Here is a 14,225-nt window from a genome sequence, read left to right as displayed (position 1 = left end):
GTTTCCTTCAATAACTCACTACGCCATCAATGCGCGCTGGCACCAGAGGCGCCGATGCCCGTTTCCGAACGCATTTGCTGCGCTTCGTAACCGGCGCGGTCGATGCGCGCGCGCGGGCTCTTGTCGAGCACCGAGAACAGCCAGATGCCAACGAACCCGGCCGTCATCGAGAACAGCGCCGGCGAAGCATACGGGAACAGCGCCGCGGGATGACCGAGCACGTCGACCCACACGGACTTCGACACCACCGTCAGCGCGACGGCCGTGGTCAAGCCCAGGAAGCCGCCAATGGTGGCGCCCCGCGTGGTGCAGTCTTTCCACAACACCGACATGAACAGCACGGGGAAGTTGGCCGAGGCGGCGATGGCGAAGGCCAGCGAGACCATGAAGGCGATATTCTGCTTTTCAAAGGCGATACCCAGCACCACGGCGATAATGCCCAGCACGATGGTCGTCACGCGCGACACTTTCAATTCATTGGCGCCCGTAGCCTTGCCCTTCTTGATGACGGTGGCATACAAGTCGTGCGATACGGCTGAAGCGCCCGACAGGGTCAGCCCCGCCACGACGGCCAGGATGGTGGCAAACGCGACCGCCGACATGAAGCCGAGGAATACATTACCGCCCACGGCCTTGGCCAGATGCACGGCCGCCATGTTGTTACCACCCAGCAACTTGCCGGCAGCATCCTTGAACTCGGGATTGGTACTCACCAGCACAATGGCGCCAAAACCGATGATGAAGGTCAAAATGTAGAAGTAGGCGATCCAGGTGGTGGCCCAGAACACGGACTTGCGTGCTTCCTTGGCGCTCGGCACCGTGAAGAAACGCATCAGGATGTGCGGCAAGCCTGCCGTACCGAACATCAACGCCATGCCGAAGGAAATGGCCGAGATCGGGTCCTTGATGAAGGAACCAGGGCCCATGATGGCTTCCTTGGTGGCATGTACGTCCACCGACTTGGCGAACAGCGCTTCCGGGCTGAAGTTGAATTGCGCCAGCACGGCCACGGCCATGAAGGTGGCGCCGCCCAGCAGCATCACGGCCTTGATGATCTGCACCCAAGTGGTGGCAGTCATGCCGCCAAACAGCACGTAGATCATCATCAGTGTACCGACCAGGACGACGGCGATCCAGTATTCCAGGCCGAACAGCAGCTTGATCAGCTGGCCTGCGCCCACCATTTGCGCGATCAGGTAAAACGCCACCACGACCAGGGTGCCGGACGCCGAGAAAATGCGGATCGGCGCCTGCTTGAAGCGGTAGGCGGCCACATCGGCAAAAGTGTAGCGGCCCAGGTTGCGCAAGCGCTCGGCCATCAGGAAGGTGATCACGGGCCAGCCGACGAGAAAACCGATGGCATAGATCAAGCCATCGTAGCCGTTGAGGAAGACGGCGGCGGAAATGCCGAGGAAGGAAGCGGCCGACATATAGTCGCCCGCAATGGCCAGGCCATTCTGGAAGCCCGTGATGCCGCCGCCGGCCGTATAGAAATCGGAGGCTGACTTGGTCTTGGCGGCCGCCCACTTGGTGACGAACAGGGTGAAGATGACGAACGCGGCGAACATGGTGATCGCCGTCCAGTTGGTCGGTTGCTTGACTGCCTGGCCCAGGTCGGCGCCGGCCGCCAGCACGCTGTTGCTGGCGCTCGCCAGCAAGGTCAGGGCTGCCAGGCAGGTGAGTTTGCGTTGCATCGATGGGGCGCCGTTCATGCTTGCACCCGTGCCTGGATGGCGCTGGTCAGGTCGTCGAATTGCTTGTTGGCGCGGCGCACATAAATGCCGGTGATCACCACGGTAAACACGATGACGAACAGGCCGATCGGCATGCCCCAGGTCATCACGCCTGTGCCCGTTTTAGTGGCAAGAAATTCCTTGTTGAAGGCGATGAGCAGGATGTAGCCGTAGTACACCAGCATCATCAGGCCCGTCAGCGCCCAGCCGAAGCGGGAGCGTACCTTGACCAACCGATGATAATTGGGGTCACTCTTGAGTTTTTGTACCAGATTGTCATGCATGGTGTTGCCTCCGTTATGAAAAAGCCTGCTCTTTTCTTATCGAGCTTGCCTTCACAATACGGAGCGAGACTTACCCGCCCCTTACGGCAGCGGTTTTTTCTCGCGGGGACAACACAATGCAGGCAGAAATTCAATTCAATGCGGCAGCCGGTCCAAAGAACTCATGGTACGTCTGCTGTTCCGGCACGCCCAGCTCGCGCAAGTAGCGCTTGACGGCCCGCATGAACGGCTGCGGCCCCAGGAAATAGGCATCGACGTCGCGCGAGGCCGGCAGCCAGCGGTCGAGGTTCTCTTTACTGAGCAAGCCGACAGCGTCCGGCGCCTCTTGCTCGCCGCCATGTTCCGCATAGCAGTAATAACGCTGCAGCTGCGGGTGCTGCGCGGCAAGTGCGTCGATCTGCTGGCGAAACGCATGCACGCCCTGGTTACGCGCCGCGTGGATGAAATGCACGGGACGCTTGCCGCGCAGGGCCGCCGTCAGCATGGCCAGGGTCGGTGTGATGCCCACGCCGCCGCTGATCAGCACCAGCGGCTTGTCGCTGTCCGTCAGCACGAAATCGCCCGAGGGCGGCGTCAGCTGCACCGTGTCACCCGCGTGCACGTGGTCATGGAAGAAATTGGACACCTTGCCGCCCTCTTCGCGCTTGATGCTGATGCGGTAGGTCTGGCCGTTGCTGGCGGCGGACAAGGAGTACTGGCGGCGCATGGGCACGCCATCGACGCTGGCCAGCACGCCGATATATTGACCGGGTGCAAAGTCGAGCACGGGCTGGCCATCGGCGGGCGCCAGCAGGAAGGACGTAATCTCGCCGCTTTCCACCGTCCTGCTGTGCACGATAAAGTCACGCGCGCCGCTCCAGCCGCCGGGTGCAGCCGCCTGCGCCTTGTAGATGCGCCCTTCCTCGCCGGCCAGGATGTCGGCCAGCTGGCCGTAGGCCGCGCCCCAGGCATCGATGACAGCGTCGCTTCCCACCTCGGCACCCAGCACTTCGCGGATCGCTTGCAGCAGGCTGGCCCCCACCAGCGGATAGTGTTCGGCGCGTATTTGCAAGGCCACGTGCTTGTTGACGATGGTGGCCACCAGGTCGCCCAGCGCATCGAGTTTATCGATATGTTTGGCATACATCAGCACGCCATTGGCCAGCGCGCGCTGCTGGTCGCCGCTGTGCTGGTGCGCCTGGTTAAAGTACGGCAGCACTTCGGGATGGTCGCGGAACAGATTCTTGTAGAAGTGGCGCGTCAGCGCTTCACCGCCCTGTTCGAGGATGGGGACAGTGGCCGTAATGATGGCGCGTTGCTCTTGGGTCAGCATGTAAAACTCCTGTGTATATGTCATGAATCGGTGTTATGCCAGCGTCTCTACCGCGGGATACAGTTCGTGGTCCTCGCGCCGCATGCGCTGGGTCAGCGCGTGCAGCACGGTATTGGCTTCGCTGCGGAAGGCATCCGGTTCCGCTGCCAGGCGCACTGGCGTATTCCAGCGGCCGGCAAAGTCCAGACAGGCGCCGGCAATGCCGTGCATGTCGTTTTCGTACTGGCGCCCCAGCTGCGCCACCTTGGCCACGCCGCAGGCCTGCGCCTGTGCGGCAACACCGCCGCGCGCCAGCTGGCGCAAGTCATCGATGGAAGCCAGGATGGCCAGGTGCTGCTGTTTGAATTTGTCGATATTCATGGCGTGCTTCTCTTGTTGAGTGATGCCAGTGTAGCGGATCCGACTTAAACATGCAAACTATCTACATCTTTAATTGTTGAATGTTTCCAGCTGGAATATGGACGCATTACGCCACTATGTGCGGCACAGAACACAAGCTACGCCCCTGCCTGCCTATAATTTATTCATCACAGCGCGTGCCCGTTTGCGGCCGTGCCGCACCCTCCACTCCAGCCAAGGATGAGCATGAGAATCAAGACGGACACGGTCAATACAGGCACGGGCCAGGCGCAGCAACTGGCCGGCATCATCAGCGAGCACCACGCGGAACTGCTGGACGGCTGGATGGCCGGCCTGATTGCCCGCCTGGTGCGGCGCGACAAGATCGCGGAAAACGAGCTGCGCCAGCAGGCAGCGCAATTGCTGCCGCTGCTGGCCAGTGCCCTGGACAGCGGCGACTCGTTCGACATCGAAGGCGACGCCTGGGACGATACGCGCCAGCTGATCGCTGAAATATCGCAGTCGCGCGTGCGCCAGGGCTATTCGCCCATCGACACGGCCAGCTTCATGTTTGCCCTGAAGGAGCCGCTATTCACCTACCTGCGCAAGGAAATCACGGCGCAGCCGCAGCAGCTGGGCGACGCCATCATCAGCACCAGCAAACTGTTCGACGAACTGGGCCTGCTGACCATCGCTATCTACCAGAAAGCGCGCGAACAGGTGATTCTGCGCCAGCAGCAGGAATTGCTGGAACTCTCCACGCCCGTGGTGCAACTGTGGCAAAACGTGCTGGCCCTGCCCCTGATCGGAACCCTCGACAGCGCGCGCACGCAGGTGGTGATGGAAAGCCTGCTGCAAAAGATCGTCGACACGGGCGCGCTGATCGCCATCATCGACATCACGGGCGTGCCCACCGTCGACACCCTGGTGGCGCAGCACCTATTGAAAACCATCGCCGCCGCGCGCCTGATGGGCGCCGACTGCATCATCAGCGGCATCCGCCCGCAGATCGCGCAAACCATCGTGCACCTGGGCGTCAATCTGGAAGACGTGATGACCAAGGCCACCCTGGCCGACGCCTTCGTCGTGGCCCTGAAACGCACGGGTTCCAGCATCACTTACCAGCAGCAACAACACTGAGGCGCCTATGGAAAGAATCCCCATTTTACGCATGGGCAGGCTACTGCTGGTGACGATCCAGGTGGACATGCATGACCGCCTGGCGATGACCTTGCAGGACGACCTGACCACGCGCATCGTGACGGACCGCGCGACCGGCGTGCTGATCGACATTTCCGCGCTCGACATCGTCGACTCCTTCATCGGGCGCATGATCAGCAACACGGCGGCGATGGCAAAAATCCTCGACGCGCGCACGGTGGTGGTGGGCATGCAACCGGCCGTCGCCATCACCCTGGTGGAACTGGGCCTGGCCCTGGAAGGCGTGAGTACGGCGCTCAACGTTGAACGGGGCATCAGGCTGCTGGAACGGGACGGCGCATGCGCATGACGGGGGCGCCGTGCTAGGCGCGCAGGCACAGCAGCGAGCGCAGCAGATCCTGCCCCTGCACAGCGATGAAGACGTCGTGCGGCTGCGCAAGCAGGTACGCGACAGCATGGTCGCCATGGGTTTTGGCCTGATCGAGCAGACCAAGATCATCACGGCGGCGAGTGAGCTGGCGCGCAACACCCTGCGCTACGGCGGCGGCGGCGAAGCACGCATTGCGCGCGTCAGCGATGGCGCACGCCAGGGCCTGGAACTGCGCTTTGTCGACGCGGGTCCCGGCATCGACAATATTTCCCTGGCGCTGACCGATGGCTACACCAGCGGCGGCGGGCTGGGACTGGGGCTGGGTGGCGCCAAGCGCCTGGCCGACGCATTTCACATCGACACGGCCCCCGGCGCGGGCACCACTGTCACCATCGCGAAATGGAAGCTGTTTTGAACCACATCGAGCAAGCCCCTGACATTGCCAGGCAAAGAAGTTTCCCCATCGGCGAACCGAGCGAGATCGCTGCGGCCCGCCGCGCCGGCACCGAACTGGCGCGCCGCATCGGCTTTGACGACGTGCGCACGGGCCAGCTGGCCATCATCATCAGCGAAGCGGCCACCAACATCGTCAAGCACGCGCAGCGCGGAGAAATCCTGCTGCGCAAGGTGCTGCGCGGCGGCACCAGCGGCATCGAAGTACTGGCCATCGACCATGGTCCCGGCATGGCCAATGTGCGACAGCACATGCAGGACGGCCATTCCACCACCGGCACCTACGGCGTGGGACTGGGTGCGATACGCCGCTTGAGCCAGGAATTCGACCTGTACACAGCGCCTGGCAAGGGCACGGTGCTGATGATGGTGGTATGGGGGCAGCACGCCAGCAGCGCCATTCCGGCCAGCCCGAACTGGCAGATCGGCGCCGTCTGTCTGCCGCTGGCGTCAGAGCAGGTGTGCGGCGACGCCTGGAACGTGGTGTGCGAAGGCCATGAACTGAGCCTGATGGTGGCCGATGGCCTGGGCCACGGCCCGCTGGCGGCGCGCGCCTCGGAATGCGCCAGTGCCCTGCTGGAACACGACACACCCGGCCTGCCGCCCCTGCCGGCCCCCTTCATCGAACTGGCCCACGGCGCTCTGCGCGCCACGCGCGGCGCGGCCCTGGCGCTGGCACATATCGACAGCGCGCGCCGCCAATTGCGCTATGCCGGCGTGGGCAACATCGCCGCCTGCGCCTTCGATGCGCAGCAGCGCCGGCATCTGCTGTCGCATAACGGCATCGTCGGCAGCAATCTGCGCAAGGTGCAGGAATTCTGCTATCCGTGGCAGCCGGGAACGACCCTGATCATGCATAGCGACGGCCTGCACACGCGCTGGGACCTGGAACAGTATCCGGGCCTGGCGCACTGCCACCCCAGCCTGGTCGCCGCCGTGCTGTACCGCGATTTTGCGCGCGGGCGCGACGACGTCACGGTGGTGGTACTGCGCGAACATGAGCAATCCCAGGCTGCCACCACAGAAACAGCAGAAGGGACAGGTGCGGCATGACACAACGCATATTGACAGCGCATATCGGCAGCGAATTCGATGTGGTGGGCGCACGCCAGCGCGCGCGGCAAATCGCCGCCCTGTGCGGTTTCGGCGTGCAGGACCAGGTGCGCATCGCCACGGCCGTGTCTGAACTGGCGCGCAATGTCTACAACTACGCCGGCAGCGGCAAGGTGCATTTCGCCATCGATGGCCAGACGGCGCCGCAGGTGCTCAGCATCCGCATCGAAGACCAGGGGCCCGGCATCGCGCAGCTCGAACAGATACTGGCCGGCAGCTACCGCTCGCCCACCGGCATGGGACTGGGCATCCTGGGCGCGCAGCGTCTGATGGACCGCTGCCACATTCACAGCGCACCCGGCGACGGTACGCACATCACCTTGCAAAAGCTGTTCCCGCGCACCGCGCCCCTGCTCGACGGGCAGAGCATCGGCGCCCTGTCCGGCAGCTTGCAGGCGCTGCCACCGGATATCACGCTGTCCGAAGTGCAGCAGCAGAACCGCGAACTCCTGAGCACCCTGGCCGAACTGAAAACGCGCCAGGACGACCTGCTGCAGCTGACGCGCGAACTGGAAGACACCAACCGGGGCGTGGTGGCGCTGTTCGCGGAGCTCGATGAAAAAGCCGACCACCTGCGCCGCGCCGACCAGATGAAGTCGCGCTTCCTGTCGAACATGAGCCATGAATTCCGCACGCCGCTCAGCTCCATCCGCGCCCTGTCCAAGCTGCTGCTCGACCGCATCGATGGCGAACTGTCGGAGGAGCAGGAAAAGCAGGTGCTGTTCATCCTGCAAAGCGCCGTCAGCCTGAGTGACCTGGTGAACGATTTGCTGGATCTGGCCAAGATCGAGGCGGGCAAGGTCGATGTGCAAGCCAACAGCTTCCAGGTGGCCGACCTGTTCAGCGCCCTGCGCGGGATGCTGCGCCCGCTGCTGGTGTCCGAGTCGCTCACCTTGACTTTCATCGACCCCGATCCGGCGCTGCAGATCCATACGGATGAAGGCAAGCTGTCGCAAATCCTGCGCAACTTCATCGCCAACGCCCTCAAGTTCACGGAAGCGGGTGCCATCGTCGTCAGTGCCACGCCCTTGCCGGAGCAGGACGCCATCCGCTTTTCCGTCTCCGACACGGGCCTGGGCATCGCCACCGAAGACGTGCAGCTGATCTTCGAGGAATTCAGTCAGGTGGAAAACCACATGCAGCGCAAGGTCAAGGGCACGGGCCTGGGCCTGCCCCTGTGCCGCAACCTGGCCACCCTGCTCAATGGCACGGTGTCCGTGGAAAGCACGCCGGGTCAGGGGTCGCTGTTTTCCGTCATCCTGCCCGCCAGCTACCATGCACCCGAAGGCAGCCTGCCGCCTAGCGCGCCGGCCAACGACAATGGCAACGACCAGCGCATCGGCGTGCTGGTGGTGGAAGACAATCCGCCCATCCGCCTGCTGTATGAAAAATTCCTGGCCGGCAGCGAATTTCGCGTCGTTCCCGCGCGCAGCGTGCGCGAGGCGCAGGAACGCTGGGAACAGCAGCGCCCTGCCGCCGTCATCCTCGACATCCTGCTGCACGGCGAAACGGCCTGGCACTGGCTGGCCGAGCTGAAAAACGACCCGCTGCGGCGCCAGGTGCCCGTCATCGTCGCTACCGAGATCGACGACGTGCGCAAGGGCCTGGCCCTGGGCGCCGACGCCTACTACGTCAAGCCGCTGTCGCGCCAGCAATTGCTGGCGACCCTGCGCGCGCTGATCGGCAATCCACACCACCGGCAAGAGCCGGTTCCGCCGCAAGGCACAACCACCTGGGACAATGCGCATGCTACCGGATAACAACAGCGATGCTCTGATCCTCAACGTCGATGACAGCGACGGCGCCCGCTACGCCAAGTCGCGCATCCTCAAACGCGCCGGTTTCAAGGTCATCGAAGCCTCGAACGGCGGCGACGCGCTTTTGCGCGCCCGCCAGGACCACCCCAACCTGATCCTGCTCGACGTCAAGCTGCCCGACATCAACGGCCTGGAAGTGTGCCGCCAGTTGAAGGGCGGCGCCGAGACGAACACCATCCTGGTGCTGCAGACGTCGGCCTCCTGCATCGGCACGGCCGACAAGATCCGCGCCCTCGACGGCGGCGCCGACAATTACCTGGTCGAGCCCATCGAGGCCGATGAACTGATCGCCAACGTCAGAGCGCTGCTGCGCCTGGGCCGCGTCGAGCGCGCCTTGCGCGAGGTGGACCGTCGCAAGGATGAATTCCTGGCCACCCTGGCGCACGAACTGCGCAACCCGCTGGGCCCCATCCGCACGGCGCTGGCCCTGCTGTGCAAGCTCGATCCCGTCGTGCCGGCCATGCAGGACAATGCGCGCCGCACCATCGGCCGCCATACGGACCACCTGGTGCGGCTGGTGGACGACCTGCTCGACGTGTCGCGCATTTCGCAGGGAAAAATCTCGCTGCAATGGGAAAGCGTGAGCCTGGTCAGCGTCATCCGCAGCGCGCTGGAAACCAGTTCGCACAGCGTCGAAGCGCGCGGCCATGCACTGGACGTTAGCCTGCCCCAGGAAGAACTGTGGGTCTGCGGCGACGCGGTGCGCCTGTCGCAGATCGTCGCCAACCTGCTGCTCAACGCGGCCAAGTTCACGGCGCCGGGCGGACGCATCGCCATTTCCGCCGGGCGCGAGGGCGACAACGTGCGCATACGCCTGAGCGACAACGGCATCGGCATCGCCGCCGCCAGCATCGACAGCATCTTCGGCCTGTTCGAGCAGAGCGGCCACTCGCCCGACCGGGTACAGGACGGCCTGGGCATCGGACTGTCGCTGGTGCGCAAGCTGGTGACTTTGCACGGTGGCCAGGTCAGCGTGAGCAGCCCCGGCGTGGGGCTGGGCAGCACCTTCGAAGTGATCCTGCCGCTCGACGCCAACGTGCCGTTGCCGGCCACGCCAGCGCCGCAGGCGGCCAGTGGCGGCAGCCACCGCATCCTCGTCGTCGACGACAACTGCGATGCGGCCGACACCCTGGCCGAACTGCTGGAAATGTACGGCCACACGGTGCGCACCGCTTACACGGGCGCGCAAGCGACCGAGCGCACGCTTGAATTCAAGCCCGACATCGTCTTCCTCGACATCGGCCTGCCCGACATGAGCGGCTACGAGGTGGCCGTCAAACTGCGCCAGTTACCGATCCCGCAGCAATTCCTGCTCGTCGCGCTGACCGGCTACGGCCAGGAGCACGACCGCCAGGCGGCCCTGCAGGCCGGGTTCAACGAGCACTTCGCCAAGCCCGTCGATTTCGGCAAGTTGGCCATGCTGGGACTGCATATCGCACCATGAGCGGGGCTGCGGCTGGCTATTTGTGGATAAAGGCGTCGGCTATAATCGGCAGCCGCCCCACCACTGGAAGCATGACATGACAACCCGCGCGCCGCTGCTGCGCATCACCATGATATTGGGCGCCCTGCACGCCCTGCTGGGCTGGCTGCTGCTGCCTGCGCTGCCTCTCGGCTTAGCCGGCTGGCTGCTGGGCGGCCTGGTCTTGCTGGCGTCGACCATGCTGATGCCGATGACCATCTTCGCCCGCGCCGTCACCAACGATGCGCGCCTGGCCGACCGTTTGAGCTGGGCCGGTTCGCTGTGCATGGGCTTTTTTTCTTCGCTGTTCGTGCTCACCGTGCTGCGCGCACTGCTGATGCTGTTTCCCGCTGCCCGCCTGCACGCGCAGGCGTCCGCCGTGGCCGTTCTGCTCCTGGCACTGCTGGCCACCATCGTCGGCTTCATCAACGCCCGCAAGGTGGCGCGCGTGCGCGAGGTGACGGTGCCGATTGCCGGCCTGCCTGTCGCCCTGCAGGGGCTGACCATCGTGCAATTGAGCGACATCCACGTGGGTGCCACCATCAAGCGCGCCTACGTGGAAGCCATCGTCGCGCGCGCCAACGGCCTGCAGGCCGATATCATCGCCATCACGGGTGACGTGGTCGATGGCACAGTGGCGCAACTGGGCAGCCATACGGCGCCGCTGGGCGAGCTGCGCGCGCGCCATGGCGTCTTCCTGGTGACGGGCAACCACGAATACTATTCGGGCGCCAGGCCCTGGGTGGCGGAATTTCGCCGCCTGGGCTTGCGCGTGCTGATGAACGAGCACACGGTGCTTGAGCACGACGGCGCGCGCCTGGCGCTGGCCGGCGTCACCGATTTCAACGCCGCCGCCTTCGACCCTGCCCAGAAAAGCGACCCGCAAGCGGCCATCGCCGGGGCACCAGCCGATATACCCCGCATCCTGCTGGCGCACCAGCCGCGCAGCGCGCCCGAGGCTGAAGCGGCCGGCTACGACCTGCAACTCTCGGGCCACACGCACGGGGGCCAGTTCTGGCCATGGAATCTGTTCGTGCCGCTGCAGCAGCCGTATGTGGCAGGGCTGCACCGGCGCGGCCGGCTGTGGATTTACGTCAGCCGCGGCACCGGTTACTGGGGCCCGCCAAAGCGCATCGGCGCGCCGGCGGAGATTACGCGACTCAGGCTGGTGGCTGCGTAAGCATCACTCATCACTCCGCCCAGCTGGCCATCCATGCCTCGAACCGCGCCACCACCGCCGGCGGATTCAAGCGCGCCATAGCGCCTTCCAGCGGTTCGCTGTCGCTGACCTCGAACAGCAGCACGCCCTCGTCGCGCTGCGCACCCGTGCCGAATACCCCTTCGGCGTCGAACTGCGCCAGCGCGGCGATGCAAGCCTCGAACACGCCGGCGCGGAAGGTGACGAAATCGACGTCGAACGGCAAGTCGCGGTGCGCCTGCAGCAGCAAACGGTAGGCACTGTCGAAGTACGCGCCACCTTCGTCGAACGCCCATTCGGCCGGATTCCACAGCATCTCTTCGCCATATTCCGAGGCGGCCAGCGCTTCGCGGCTGTTGGCCACCGGGCCGATGGTCATGGCGCTGTCGTCGCTCACCAGCGCGAAAGCGTTGATGTGCTGGTCGGGATGGGCGCGGCGCACGGCATCGACAGCCAGGCGCGCGGCGTCGGCCAGCAGCGTTTGCAGCAGCGCGAAATCGAATACGGCCGGGTCGATGGTGCTTTCGCGCGCCAGCGTATAACCGTCGGCCAGGGCGGTACGGCAATGGGCCACATACGCGGCCTGCGCTTCCGCCTCGCTGGCGTAGTCCTTGCGCGTTTCTTCGCCCCAGGTCATGGCCGCGCCGCTGGCCGTCCACACGGTCGTGCCGAATACGCGGACTTCCCGGAAGCGGGCCGGCTGATCGCCGTCAAAGGTGTAAAACAGGCTGTAATTGCTAGGCATGGGAATTTTTCATTGCTTAATCGGGCCGCATCTGCGCGGCGAAATCGCGCTGACGGAACTGCTCCAGCAAAAAATCGACGAACACGCGCGTCTTCGCGGGCAGCAGCTTCTTGCTGGGATAATACACGGACAGGGGGCCGGAATCGGCGTGCCAGCCGGGCAGCAGCCGGACCAGGGCGCCGCTGCGCAAGTGCTCCAGCGCATGCGCCATGGGCAGCAGCGCCACGCCGACGCCCATGACGGCCGCCTGCGCCATCGCGTCCGGGTCGTCGAAGATGGCGCGCGGCCGGCATTCAGCCACGCCTTCGCCGCCCTGCCCGTCGCGCAGTATCCAGCTGCGCAATCTGCCGCTGCCGGCCGAGCGGCGCGCCACGCCATCGAAGTGCGCCAGGTCCGACGGATGCACGGGCATGGCCTTGCCCTGCATAAAGGCGGGGGACGCCGTGGCGACGACGTGGACGTGGCCCAGTTCGCGCGCCACCACGCCGGGCGTCAGTTCGATACCGCCGCCGATGGCCACGTCAAAACCTTCGCCGATCAAGTCCACCTGGCGGTTGTCGAAATGGCAGTCGGGGATGACGCCCGGATAGCGCGCAATGAATTCGCCCAGCAGGGGCACCACGTAACTGCGCCCGAATGACGGCGCCATGCTGATCTTGAGGATACCTGCCGGCTGGCCGCCCTCTTCTGCCACGTCGGCGATCGCCTCGCGCAAAGTGGCCAGGGCGCCGCCGATCTTCAGCAGGAAACGTTCGCCCCCTTCCGTCAGGGTCAGGCGGCGCGTGCTGCGCTGGAACAACCGCAACCCGAGGCTCGCTTCCAGCCGCGCCACGTTCTTGCTGACGGCCGCCGGCGTCAGCCCCAGGCGGCGCGCGGCCGCAGAAAAGCTGCCCAGTTCGGCAGACAACACGAAGGATTGCAAGTGATTGAGGGCGTCCATGCGCCTATTTTACCCGCTCATTTGATATCTATGGTTGAAAGTGATTGTAGCGATTCATGGCTAGCGCGCAGGCAATCGAAGACAGATACTGAGCTTCTCGATTCCTCACACAGAAAGCCCATCATGCAAACCCAAGCCGCCAACAACGCTGCTTTACCACTGCAAAACAAGATCGCCTTCGTCACGGGCGGCTCGCGCGGCATCGGCGCCGCCATCGTGCGCCGCCTGGCACAGCAAGGCGCCAACGTCGTATTTACCTATCAAAGTTCCACCGCCGAAGCGCAGGCGCTGGCCGCCACGGTGGAGGCCAGCGGCGGCAAGGCCCAGGGCGTGCAGGCCGATGCGGCCGACGCCAGCGCCCTGACGGCCGCCATCGACAAGGTAGCGGCGCAGTTTGGCAAGATCGATATCCTCGTTAATAACGCGGGCGTGTTCCTGCCCGGCGCCATCGATGATTTTTCGCTGGCAGACTTCGACAAGACCTTGAACGTCAACGTGCGCGCCGTGTTCGTGGCCATCAAGGCAGCCGTGGCGCACATGCAGACGGGCGGGCGCATCATCAATATCGGCAGCACGAATGCACACCGCATGCCGTTCGGCGGCGCGGCCGCCTATGCCATGAGCAAATCGGCGCTGATCGGCCTGACGCAAGGCCTGTCGCGCGACCTGGGCCCGCGCGGCATCACCATCAACAATGTGGAACCAGGTCCCGTCGCCACCGACATGAACCCGCCGACGGGCGATTTTGCCGACCTGATGCACGGTCTGATGGCCCTGCCCCGCCACGGCACGGCCGATGAAATCGCCGGCATGGTGGCTTACCTGGCCAGCGCAGAAGCGGCGTTCGTCACGGGTGCGGGGCTGAAGATCGACGGTGGCTTTGCTGCCTGATCCAGCCCGAACATCAGCGAGCGGTGCGCTGCCACGCCCGCCATGGCGCCATCGGCCACTGCGAACGCCACGCTGCCGTCCTTTTGCTCGTCGGTGCGCACGAACGGCCCCATGGCACCCTGTTCCAGCGCGCAGCCCGATTCGCCGGCCATCACGTAGCGGCTGCCGTCCGCCATGACCACATCGGCTACCCCGTCGATCTGCGCCACGGGCGTGCGCATCACTGTCACGCCGCGCGCGGCCAGTTGCGCCAGCTGCGCCGCATCGGGCTCGAATGCGCGATTCAGGAAAAAGGTGACCGTGCCCCAGTCGGGCAGCATCAGGGCATGATGCATGGACAGGGGCCCGGTGGCCAGCACCAGGCGGCCGGGATTCAGAGGGCCGCGGCCCTCCTTATTGTGTAGCGT

At 64.7% G+C, this 14,225-nt stretch carries 15 protein-coding genes; 8 read left to right on the top strand and 7 right to left on the bottom strand.

Features of this window, described 5'->3' with window-relative positions; genetic code table 11:
- Positions 1 to 26: 26 nt before the first annotated feature.
- The 4 genes from ACQ4WN_RS09670 to ACQ4WN_RS09655 all read right to left on the bottom strand — a co-directional run bounded on the left by ACQ4WN_RS09670 (position 27) and on the right by ACQ4WN_RS09655 (position 3,689).
- Positions 27 to 1,694, bottom strand: a complete 1,668-nt coding sequence (locus tag ACQ4WN_RS09670; RefSeq protein WP_436551339.1) for a cation acetate symporter — start codon at positions 1,692 to 1,694, stop codon at positions 27 to 29.
- Between the two features lie 14 nt (positions 1,695 to 1,708).
- Positions 1,709 to 2,017, bottom strand: coding sequence for a DUF485 domain-containing protein (locus ACQ4WN_RS09665; protein ID WP_436551338.1), 309 nt, complete (start codon positions 2,015 to 2,017; stop codon positions 1,709 to 1,711).
- Positions 2,018 to 2,147: 130 nt separating this feature from the next.
- Entirely contained in the window at positions 2,148 to 3,329 is a 1,182-nt protein-coding gene (gene hmpA / locus ACQ4WN_RS09660; protein WP_436551337.1) for an NO-inducible flavohemoprotein, read from the bottom strand.
- A 33-nt stretch (positions 3,330 to 3,362) separates the two neighbouring features.
- Positions 3,363 to 3,689: a hemerythrin domain-containing protein gene (locus ACQ4WN_RS09655; RefSeq protein ID WP_436551336.1), complete on the bottom strand. Its 327-nt coding sequence runs from the start codon at positions 3,687 to 3,689 to the stop codon at positions 3,363 to 3,365.
- 225 nt (positions 3,690 to 3,914) lie between these two features.
- On the opposite strand from ACQ4WN_RS09655, the gene ACQ4WN_RS09650 reads away from it, so the two are divergent.
- The 7 genes from ACQ4WN_RS09650 to ACQ4WN_RS09620 all read left to right on the top strand — a co-directional run bounded on the left by ACQ4WN_RS09650 (position 3,915) and on the right by ACQ4WN_RS09620 (position 11,224).
- The gene (locus ACQ4WN_RS09650) at positions 3,915 to 4,808 is read left to right on the top strand and encodes an STAS domain-containing protein (RefSeq protein WP_436551335.1); all 894 of its coding nucleotides are present in this window, start codon (positions 3,915 to 3,917) and stop codon (positions 4,806 to 4,808) included.
- Positions 4,809 to 4,815: 7 nt separating this feature from the next.
- Positions 4,816 to 5,178 (top strand): STAS domain-containing protein, encoded by a 363-nt coding sequence (locus tag ACQ4WN_RS09645; RefSeq protein ID WP_436551334.1) that lies wholly within the window; start codon positions 4,816 to 4,818, stop codon positions 5,176 to 5,178.
- Between the two features lie 10 nt (positions 5,179 to 5,188).
- Positions 5,189 to 5,614 carry an ATP-binding protein gene (locus ACQ4WN_RS09640; protein WP_436551445.1) on the top strand — a complete coding sequence of 142 codons (426 nt, stop codon included), beginning with the start codon at positions 5,189 to 5,191 and terminating at the stop codon, positions 5,612 to 5,614.
- On the top strand, positions 5,611 to 6,705 hold the full coding sequence (locus ACQ4WN_RS09635; protein WP_436551333.1) for an ATP-binding SpoIIE family protein phosphatase: 1,095 nt from the start codon (positions 5,611 to 5,613) through the stop codon (positions 6,703 to 6,705). Before ACQ4WN_RS09640 ends, ACQ4WN_RS09635 begins: the two co-directional genes overlap by 4 nt.
- The gene (locus ACQ4WN_RS09630) at positions 6,702 to 8,525 is read left to right on the top strand and encodes an ATP-binding protein (protein WP_436551332.1); all 1,824 of its coding nucleotides are present in this window, start codon (positions 6,702 to 6,704) and stop codon (positions 8,523 to 8,525) included. The genes ACQ4WN_RS09635 and ACQ4WN_RS09630 overlap by 4 nt, the downstream gene beginning before the upstream one ends.
- Positions 8,512 to 10,026, top strand: a complete 1,515-nt coding sequence (locus tag ACQ4WN_RS09625) for an ATP-binding response regulator (protein WP_436551331.1) — start codon at positions 8,512 to 8,514, stop codon at positions 10,024 to 10,026. Before ACQ4WN_RS09630 ends, ACQ4WN_RS09625 begins: the two co-directional genes overlap by 14 nt.
- 76 nt (positions 10,027 to 10,102) lie before the next feature.
- Entirely contained in the window at positions 10,103 to 11,224 is a 1,122-nt protein-coding gene (locus ACQ4WN_RS09620; protein WP_436551330.1) for a metallophosphoesterase, read from the top strand.
- Positions 11,225 to 11,234: 10 nt separating this feature from the next.
- Here ACQ4WN_RS09620 and ACQ4WN_RS09615 read toward each other — a convergent pair whose 3' ends face one another.
- Both ACQ4WN_RS09615 and ACQ4WN_RS09610 read right to left on the bottom strand, forming a co-directional pair.
- Positions 11,235 to 11,987 (bottom strand): DUF4303 domain-containing protein, encoded by a 753-nt coding sequence (locus ACQ4WN_RS09615; protein ID WP_436551329.1) that lies wholly within the window; start codon positions 11,985 to 11,987, stop codon positions 11,235 to 11,237.
- Between the two features lie 16 nt (positions 11,988 to 12,003).
- Complete coding sequence (locus ACQ4WN_RS09610; RefSeq protein WP_436551328.1) at positions 12,004 to 12,927, bottom strand: LysR family transcriptional regulator; 924 nt, start codon at positions 12,925 to 12,927, stop codon at positions 12,004 to 12,006.
- 123 nt (positions 12,928 to 13,050) lie between these two features.
- On the opposite strand from ACQ4WN_RS09610, the gene ACQ4WN_RS09605 reads away from it, so the two are divergent.
- Positions 13,051 to 13,818, top strand: a complete 768-nt coding sequence (locus ACQ4WN_RS09605; RefSeq protein ID WP_436551327.1) for an SDR family oxidoreductase — start codon at positions 13,051 to 13,053, stop codon at positions 13,816 to 13,818.
- Here ACQ4WN_RS09605 and ACQ4WN_RS09600 read toward each other — a convergent pair.
- Positions 13,746 to 14,153 (bottom strand): hypothetical protein, encoded by a 408-nt coding sequence (locus ACQ4WN_RS09600; protein WP_436551326.1) that lies wholly within the window; start codon positions 14,151 to 14,153, stop codon positions 13,746 to 13,748. The genes ACQ4WN_RS09605 and ACQ4WN_RS09600 overlap by 73 nt on opposite strands.
- Positions 14,154 to 14,225: the final 72 nt, after the last annotated feature.

The sequence above is a fragment of the Janthinobacterium pasteuri genome, assembly GCF_051380775.1.
Lineage (GTDB): Bacteria > Pseudomonadota > Gammaproteobacteria > Burkholderiales > Burkholderiaceae_D > Janthinobacterium.
This window is presented reverse-complemented; position numbering and strand designations above follow the sequence as displayed.

Coding starts and splice junctions, on each gene's coding strand:
- ACQ4WN_RS09670 (WP_436551339.1), bottom strand. CDS start 1,694: ATGCAACGCAAACTCACCTGCCTGGCAGCCCTGACCTTGCTGGCGAGC.
- ACQ4WN_RS09610 (WP_436551328.1), bottom strand. CDS start 12,927: ATGGACGCCCTCAATCACTTGCAATCCTTCGTGTTGTCTGCCGAACTG.
- ACQ4WN_RS09645 (WP_436551334.1), top strand. CDS start 4,816: ATGGAAAGAATCCCCATTTTACGCATGGGCAGGCTACTGCTGGTGACG.
- ACQ4WN_RS09605 (WP_436551327.1), top strand. CDS start 13,051: ATGCAAACCCAAGCCGCCAACAACGCTGCTTTACCACTGCAAAACAAG.
- ACQ4WN_RS09625 (WP_436551331.1), top strand. CDS start 8,512: ATGCTACCGGATAACAACAGCGATGCTCTGATCCTCAACGTCGATGAC.
- ACQ4WN_RS09665 (WP_436551338.1), bottom strand. CDS start 2,017: ATGCATGACAATCTGGTACAAAAACTCAAGAGTGACCCCAATTATCAT.
- ACQ4WN_RS09600 (WP_436551326.1), bottom strand. CDS start 14,153: ATGCATCATGCCCTGATGCTGCCCGACTGGGGCACGGTCACCTTTTTC.
- ACQ4WN_RS09615 (WP_436551329.1), bottom strand. CDS start 11,987: ATGCCTAGCAATTACAGCCTGTTTTACACCTTTGACGGCGATCAGCCG.
- ACQ4WN_RS09650 (WP_436551335.1), top strand. CDS start 3,915: ATGAGAATCAAGACGGACACGGTCAATACAGGCACGGGCCAGGCGCAG.
- ACQ4WN_RS09620 (WP_436551330.1), top strand. CDS start 10,103: ATGACAACCCGCGCGCCGCTGCTGCGCATCACCATGATATTGGGCGCC.
- ACQ4WN_RS09655 (WP_436551336.1), bottom strand. CDS start 3,689: ATGAATATCGACAAATTCAAACAGCAGCACCTGGCCATCCTGGCTTCC.
- ACQ4WN_RS09630 (WP_436551332.1), top strand. CDS start 6,702: ATGACACAACGCATATTGACAGCGCATATCGGCAGCGAATTCGATGTG.
- hmpA (WP_436551337.1), bottom strand. CDS start 3,329: ATGCTGACCCAAGAGCAACGCGCCATCATTACGGCCACTGTCCCCATC.